This window comes from Pseudomonas sp. rhizo25, from assembly GCF_031931935.1.
Taxonomy (GTDB): domain Bacteria; phylum Pseudomonadota; class Gammaproteobacteria; order Pseudomonadales; family Pseudomonadaceae; genus Aquipseudomonas; species Aquipseudomonas synxantha.
Genome location: NZ_JAUJXA010000018.1, coordinates 71,760 through 79,652, shown reverse-complemented (window position 1 = coordinate 79,652; position 7,893 = coordinate 71,760). Strand labels below are relative to the sequence as shown.

Genomic DNA, 7,893 nt, shown 5'->3' with positions numbered 1-7,893 from the left:
CGAGAAAATGCCCTCAGCTCCTGGTCCTCCCCCCCCATTAAATAACCTGCCGTTGAGGGAAATCGATGCAAAGTGTTTCTGCATTTTTGGTATGGTGCAGCACATTTTCACAAGGATTGATCTTTATCCGCAGGAGGCGGCGTCGACCTTTTTCAACGAGATGCTGTAGAAATGCCTGAACCGATACCTATCAAAGATCACGAAAAAGAAAATCGCCTGGTCAACAAGCGCTTGCTTGCCTGTGCGCTGTTGGTGATCGGCATCACCTGTGCCCTGGTAGGGCGCATGTATTTCCTGCAGGTGGTGCAGTACGACTATCACTCCACGATTTCCGAAAACAACCGGGTCCACGTACTGCCCATCACGCCGACTCGCGGCTTGATCTATGACCGCAATGGCGTAGTGCTGGCCGACAACCGTCCGAGTTACAACCTGACTATCACCCGCGAGCGCACCACCGATCTCAAGGGCGAGCTGGACGCAATCGTCAATCTGCTGCACCTGCCTGCCGAAGACCGTGCGGTGTTCGATAAGGCGCTCAAGCAGGCTCGTCACCCGTTTGTTCCCGTCACCTTGTTCTATGAGTTGACCGAAGAACAAATCGCCGTGTTGGCCGTCAACGAGTTCCGTCTACCTGGCGTGGACGTCGAGCCCCAATTCGTCCGCCACTACCCACTGGGTGCGCACTTTGCGCACTCTATTGGCTACGTCGGTCGCATTAACGAAAAAGAATCCAAGACCCTCGATTCCGTGGAGTATCGAGGTACCCAATCCATCGGCAAGACCGGGATCGAGCGTTTCTACGAGTCCGAACTGCACGGCCACGTCGGTTACGAAGAGGTCGAGACCAATGCCCAGGGACGCGTATTGCGGGTGCTCAAGCACACTGACCCAATCCCTGGTAAAAACATCGTCCTTAGCCTCGACGTCAAGCTACAGGAAGCCGCCGAAGAGGCCTTGGGCGACCGTCGTGGTTCGGTGGTGGCCCTGGATCCGCAAACCGGTGAAGTACTGGCGATGGTCAGCAAGCCGAGTTTCGACCCTAACCTGTTCGTCACTGGCATCAGCTTCAAAGAATACGCTGCGTTGCACGATTCCATCGACCGCCCACTGTTCAACCGCGTACTGCGTGGGCTCTATGCGCCGGGTTCCACCATCAAGCCGGAAGTGGCCATCGCCGGCCTCGACAGTGGCGTTGTCACCCCGCAAACCCGGGTGTTCGATCCCGGTTACTACCAGCTGCCGGATTTCGATCACAAATACCGCAACTGGAATCACAGCGGCGATGGCTGGGTGGACATGGACGCGGCCATCATGCGTTCCAATGACACTTACTTCTATGACTTGGCCCACAAGCTGGGCATCGACCGCCTACACGACTATCTCGCCGAGTTCGGCCTCGGTCAGAAAGTATCCTTGGACATGTTCGAAGAGTCTGCCGGCCTGATGCCGTCCCAGGCCTGGAAGCGTGCCACCCGTCGCCAGCCATGGTTCCCAGGCGAAACCGTGATCCTCGGTATCGGCCAGGGCTATATGCAGGTGACGCCGCTGCAACTGGCCCAGGCCACCGCATTGATCGCCAACAAGGGTGTTTGGAACCGGCCACATCTGGCCAAGACCATCAATGGCGTCCCCCCCGTGGATGAAAACCCGATGCCCAACGTGGTCCTCAAGGATCAGCGTGATTGGGAGCAGGTCAACCACGGCATGCAATTGGTGATGCACGATCCACGCGGCATCGCCCGGGCCGCAGCTCAAGGCGCGCAATACCGGATTGCCGGCAAGAGTGGTACCGCCCAGGTGGTGGCGATCAAGCAGGGTGAGCGCTACAACCGCAACAAGACGTTGGAGCGCCATCGCGATAACGCCTTGTTCGTCGGCTTCGCGCCGGCCGAACATCCAAAAATCGTGATTTCAGTCATGATCGAAAACGGTGAGGCCGGCGGCCGTGTGGCCGGGCCCGTGGTGCGACAGATCATGGACGCTTGGCTGCTCGACCAGGAAGGTCATCTCAAACCGCAATATGCGACACCCGCCAAGGCGCCAGGCGATCCACGCGTCTGACTCAGGCCTTCCATTCGTCCCAGCGCTCAACGCCGTCATAAGCAAGCCAGGGTACCTCATGGGACGTCCAGATATGCGCGGTGGGCCGGGTGCCTGGGTCATCATCCAGCGTCGCCACCCGCACAATCACGTGAGGCTGATGCCCACGTTCGGCGATCAGATGTGAGCCGCAGCGTGAGCAGAAATGCCGGCGTTTGCCCGGTGAAGACTCAAAGGACGACAGCAGCTGTTCACCGTCGGTCCAGCGAAAGTGTTCGCGCATTACCCCGGCCGTGGCGACAAACGCGGACGCGTGCGCCTTGCGACAGCTTTGGCAATGGCAGTGGCTGATGGGCATGTCCAGGCTGTCCACCTGGTAGCGCACCGCTTTGCACAAGCAACTTCCATTCAATGGGTCAGTCATAACCTATGGCCAGGTCAAGGATGGGGTCATCATCATCGCGCACAACTGAAGGTTGCGCATTGGTCGATGTCGCCTACTGTTCAATGGAGGAGGTGACGCATGCACGTATTAGATCGCATCGAACGAAAAGTCCTGCTCAACGCATCACGCAAGCAGGTTTGGGAGGCACTGACGCAGGCCGAGCAATTTGGTGATTGGTTCGGTATCGCGCTCAAGGGCAAAACCTTTGTTGCCGGGGAAACCCTCGAAGCGCCGATTACCTATCCAGGCTACGAACATGTGGTGTGGAAGGTCAGGATCGAACGCATCCTGCCGCAAACGCTGTTTTCTTTCTGGTGGCACCCTTACGCGGTAGAAGCGGGCGTCGATTACGATGAGGAGACACCGACTCTTGTTGAGTTCACCATTGAGGATCGTGCGCCGGGTATCCTGCTGCGGGTCGTTGAATCTGGTTTTGACAAAGTGCCCGAGGCCCGGCGCCAGAAAGCGTTCAAGATGAACTCCCGTGGTTGGGATGAGCAGATGGGCAATATCGAAGCCTATCTGGGCAAAAAACCAGCCAAGTGATGAGATGCAAGGGGGAAGTTCAGCCCCCATATTTTCAAGCGTTTAGAAATCAATCGTCGCCGACAACTTCGCCACTCGCGGATCACCCTGGCTCAGGAACCCACCCTGGGCCGACTCCCAGTACTTCTGGTTGGCGACGTTCTCCACCGTTGCGCCCACTGTCACCTCGCGCTCATCCAGGGTGAAGGTGTAGCGCGCACCCACGTCGAAGCGGTTCCAGGCCGGCAGGCTCAGGTTGTTGGCTGCATCGGCGTACTGGCCGCCGGTGCGTAGCATGCGGCCGCTGAGGGTCACGCCTTGCAGGCCGGGTACATCCCAATCCACACCGGCGTTGAGCTGGAATGAAGGAACGCCGATGGCACGGTTGCCGTCATTGGCGCCGTTGAGGGTGCCCTTGAGTTCGGTCTTCATCAGCGTCACCCCGCCCAGCAAACGCAGGCCGCTGACCGGTTCGCCGAAGACGTTCAGCTCGACGCCCTTGTTGATCTGCTCACCTTCACGCACATAGCGCGCCGTGGTGGCGTCGATGGCCTCGGCATAACCTGCGCCGGGCTGCTCGATACGGTAGACGCCCAGTGTCGCGCCATAGGTACCCATGTCCACCTTGACGCCTGCTTCGATCTGCTTGGAGCGAGCGGGCGCATAGGCTTGCCCGCCGCCGATGACCGTCAGTTCGCCTGATTTGAGCGGCGATGTCGGGCCCTGTGCCAGGCCTTCGATGCGGTTGGCGTACAACGACACATGCTCCCATGGCTTGAACACGATGCCGTACACCGGCGTGGTGATCGATTCGTCATAGTTGGCTGTACGGCTGCCGCTCATGTAGTTGTAACTCTGTACCACCATCTGTTGGCGGCGTGCGCCCAGGGTCACCAGCAGGCGGTCATCGAAGAAACCCAGGGTGTCGGAGACTGCTGCGCTGCGCACGAAAGTCTTGCCGGTGATGGTTGGATCGCTGAAATCGGTGCCCGGCGTGTTACGCGGGCTGTTCAACGTCGGCGGCGCGCCGGTCACAGGGTTGTAGATATTGGTTGGGGTAGACGTTGCTGCGGCGTTGAACACATAGGCATTGCGCGCTTCTGTCCAAATACCGGCCAGGCCGAAGTTGAGTCGGTGACTGATGGCCCCGGTCTGGAATTTGCCGTTCAGGCCGCCCATTGCGCTGCGATTGTTCTCTTCATGGGCGATGGTCGAGCGGCTCGCCAGGGCATTACCGAAATTGTCGCTCAAGGTCACCGACGAGTAGCGCCCCATTTCGCGGCTGTGCTTGGCGCCGGCTGCTGCATAGGCGGTCCAGTTCTCGTTCAGGTCGTACTCGGCGCGCAGCATCCCCAAGGTATCTTCAAGGTTGGTACTGCTCCAGTTCGGCGCATAGTTGGTATCTGCCGAGGGCGCATCCGGCACGTGGGTGATCTTGCCGAGGAATACCGAGTTGCGTCCGCCGTTGATACGTTGCTTCTGATACACAAAATCACCCGACAGGCGCAGCGCATCGCCGCGGTAATCAAGGCCGACGGCAAACAGCTTCGAACGCTGGTTTTCATCGTCAATGCCGGTATCGCCTTCGCGCTGGGACAGGTTGACCCGTGCGCCAAACTGGTTGTCTTCACCGAAACGCTGGCCGATATCCAAGTGCTCGCCAATCCGGCCATCGCTGCTGATGTCGGTGCTGAACCGCCGCAGCGGTACATCATCGGCGCGCTTGGGTTGCAGGTTGACACCGCCGCCGATCCCCGAGCCAGTGGGGGTGACACCGTTGATAAAGGCGTTGGGGCCCTTGAACACTTCTACGCGCTCCAGGGCGCCGGTGGAGATGATCTGGCGCGGCAGGATGCCATACAAACCGTTATAGGAAATGTCGTCGCCATTCAACGGCAGGCCACGGATCATGAAAGTCTGTGACTGGTTCGCATACCCCGAGGCCTGACGCACGGAAGAGTCATTGAGCAACACGTCGCCGACGGTTTCCGCCTGCTGGTCGCGAATCAGTTTCTCGGTGTAGGAGGACATGCTGAAGGGCACGTCCATGATGTCCTGGTTGCCCAGTACACCCAATTGGCCACCGCGTGCCACCTGGCCACCTGCAAACTCGGGTGGCAATGCGGTGGGCGCGGGCGCTTCGGCATTAATGCTGGTAGCGCCTAGCTCCAGTGCGTTATCCGCACCCGCTGGCGATGCCGCCTGTGCAGCAAAACTCAGGGAACAGCAAAGGGCGAGCAGGGTAGGGCGAAACGGCACAGCGGGAGCGTTACAGATGGGCATGATCGATCCTGACGGCGAACCGTCAACGGTGAGGGAGTGGACAACGATGTTGCGCTTCCTCACTGCGCGAATACGACTCCGGCGCAGATGATAGTAATTACTATTAACAACCTGCAACAAATTTGTGAGATTGCGGTCTGCGTGCGCGTTAACCTGCCGCGTTTGCACGGATGCCGAGTAGAATCTCGCCCTTAACGCAATTCCTGAGGTGCGGTACGGTGGATTTACAGCAGGGTTTTGTTTTGACCCGGCATTGGCGCGACACCCCGGCGGGCACGGAGGTCAGTTTCTGGCTGGCCACCGACCATGGGCCTCGCTGCATTCGCCTGCCCGCGCAGACCTCGGTGGTGTTCATCCCCGAGGCGTACCGCAAGCCGCTCGATTGGCTGCTCAAGGGCGAGCGCGATCTTGAGCTGCGCCCGCTGCAACTGTGCGACTTCCACCATCGCCCGGTCTTGGGCCTTTATGCCCGCCAGCACCGCCAATTGATGGACATCGAAAAGCGCCTGCGCACTGCCGGGGTCGATGTCTACGAAGGTGACGTACGCCCACCCGAGCGTTACATGATGGAGCGCTTTATCACTGCCCCCGTGTGGTTCGGCGGCACGCCCGACGCGAACGGCGCCTTGCTCGACGCGCAGATGAAGCCCGCTCCCGACTACCGTCCGCAATTGAAGCTGGTGTCCCTGGACATCGAGACCACCGCCCAGGGCGATCTGTATTCCATCGCCCTCGAGGGTTGCGGCGAGCGCCAGGTATACATGCTCGGCCCGCCGAACAAACCCGACGCGGTGGACTTCAAGCTCGACTATTGCGACACCCGTGCCCAACTGCTTGAACGCCTCAATCAATGGCTGCTCACCTTCGACCCCGACGCGATCATCGGCTGGAATGTGGTGCAGTTCGACCTGCGCGTGCTCCACGAACACGCCCAGCGCCTGAACGTGCCCTTGCTGCTGGGGCGTGGCGGTGAGCCCATGACCTGGCGCGAACACGGCAGTCGCAACCATTACTTCGCCGCGGCGGCGGGACGGCTGATCATCGACGGCATCGAAGCCTTGCGTTCGGCCACCTGGAGCTTCGAATCCTTCAGCCTGGAAAACGTCGCGCAAACCCTGCTCGGCGAAGGCAAAGACATCTCCACGCCCTACCAGCGCATGGACGAAATCAACCGCATGTTCGCCGAGGACAAGCCGGCCCTGGCGCGCTACAACCTCAAAGACTGCGAGCTGGTCACGCGGATTTTCGCGAAGACCGAGCTGCTCAAGTTCCTGCTGGAGCGGGCCAGTGTCACCGGATTGCCTGCTGACCGCAGCGGCGGTTCGGTGGCCGCGTTCACCCACCTGTACATGCCGTTGATGCACCGCCAGGGCTTCGTCGCGCCGAACCTGGGTGACAAACCGCCCCAAGCCAGCCCCGGCGGGTTTGTCATGGACTCACGCCCGGGCCTCTACGAGTCGGTGTTGGTGCTGGACTATAAAAGTCTCTATCCGTCGATCATCCGCAGCTTCCTGATCGACCCCGTGGGCTTGATCGAAGGCCTCAAGTACCCCGACGACAGTGAATCGGTGGAAGGTTTTCGCGGCGCGCGTTTTTCCCGCACCCGTCATTGTTTGCCGTCGATCGTCACCCGCGTTTCCGAGGGCCGCGAAGTGGCTAAGCGCGAACATAACGCGCCGCTGTCCCAAGCCCTGAAGATCATCATGAACGCTTTCTATGGCGTGCTCGGCTCCAGTGGCTGTCGGTTCTTCGACACGCGGCTGGCATCCTCGATCACCCTGCGTGGGCACCAGATCATGCGCCAGACCCGCGAGCTGGTGGAGGCCCAGGGTTACGAAGTGATCTACGGCGACACCGACTCCACCTTCGTCTGGCTCGGCGGCGCCCATTCACCGCAGGACGCCAATCGCATCGGCCTGGCGCTGGTGCAGCACGTCAACGACTGGTGGCGCACCCACCTGAGCAACGAATACGGCCTGCAAAGCGCCTTGGAGCTGCAATACGAAACCCACTTCAGCCGCTTCCTTATGCCGACCATCCGTGGCGCGGAGGAGGGCAGCAAAAAGCGCTACGCCGGTTTGGTCGTGCGCGACGATGGCAGCGAAGAGATGGTGTACAAGGGCCTGGAAACCGTGCGCAGCGACTGGTCGCCCCTGGCCCGGCAATTTCAGCAGGAGCTCTACCAGCGCATCTTCCATCGCCTGCCCCATCAGGATTACGTCCGCGACTACGTGCGGCGTACGTTGAGCGGCGAATTCGATGAGCTGCTGATCTACCGCAAGCGCCTGCGCCGGCCTTTGCACGACTACGAGCGCAACGTCCCGCCCCATGTACGAGCCGCGCGCCTGGCCGACGAGTACAACGACCGCCTGGGGCGCCCGCGCCAGTACCAGCGCGGTGGCTGGATCAGCTATGTGATCAGCGTCAACGGCCCGGAGCCGCTGGAAGTACGGCAGGCACCTATCGATTATGACCACTACGTCACCCGTCAATTGCAGCCAGTAGCCGATGCGATCCTGCCTTTTGTGAATGACGATTTCGGCACCCTGGTGGGCGGGCAGATGGGCTTGTTCTAAACTCGATTCGGGATGGCCGCT

General features: G+C 60.3%; 5 protein-coding genes. 3 read left to right on the top strand and 2 right to left on the bottom strand.

The genetic code is table 11. From position 1 onward, the window contains the following. The first annotated feature begins 171 nt into the window (after nucleotides 1–171). The gene (gene mrdA / locus QZR30_RS25035; protein WP_311904460.1) at nucleotides 172–2,064 is read left to right on the top strand and encodes a penicillin-binding protein 2; all 1,893 of its coding nucleotides are present in this window, start codon (nucleotides 172–174) and stop codon (nucleotides 2,062–2,064) included. Nucleotide 2,065: 1 nt separating this feature from the next. Here the strand turns inward: mrdA and QZR30_RS25030 are convergent, their stop codons facing one another. After that, the gene (locus QZR30_RS25030; protein WP_068966791.1) at nucleotides 2,066–2,467 is read right to left on the bottom strand and encodes a GFA family protein; all 402 of its coding nucleotides are present in this window, start codon (nucleotides 2,465–2,467) and stop codon (nucleotides 2,066–2,068) included. Between the two features lie 99 nt (nucleotides 2,468–2,566). Between QZR30_RS25030 and QZR30_RS25025 the strand changes: the two genes are divergently transcribed. Next, entirely contained in the window at nucleotides 2,567–3,034 is a 468-nt protein-coding gene (locus tag QZR30_RS25025) for an SRPBCC family protein (RefSeq protein ID WP_056846135.1), read from the top strand. Nucleotides 3,035–3,076: 42 nt separating this feature from the next. Here QZR30_RS25025 and QZR30_RS25020 read toward each other — a convergent pair whose 3' ends face one another. Further along, a complete protein-coding gene (locus QZR30_RS25020; RefSeq protein WP_059396868.1) occupies nucleotides 3,077–5,296 on the bottom strand; it encodes a TonB-dependent receptor in 2,220 nt (739 codons plus the stop codon). A gap of 218 nt (nucleotides 5,297–5,514) precedes the next feature. On the opposite strand from QZR30_RS25020, the gene QZR30_RS25015 reads away from it, so the two are divergent. Beyond that, complete coding sequence (locus QZR30_RS25015; protein ID WP_311904459.1) at nucleotides 5,515–7,872, top strand: DNA polymerase II; 2,358 nt, start codon at nucleotides 5,515–5,517, stop codon at nucleotides 7,870–7,872. Nucleotides 7,873–7,893 lie beyond the last annotated feature (21 nt).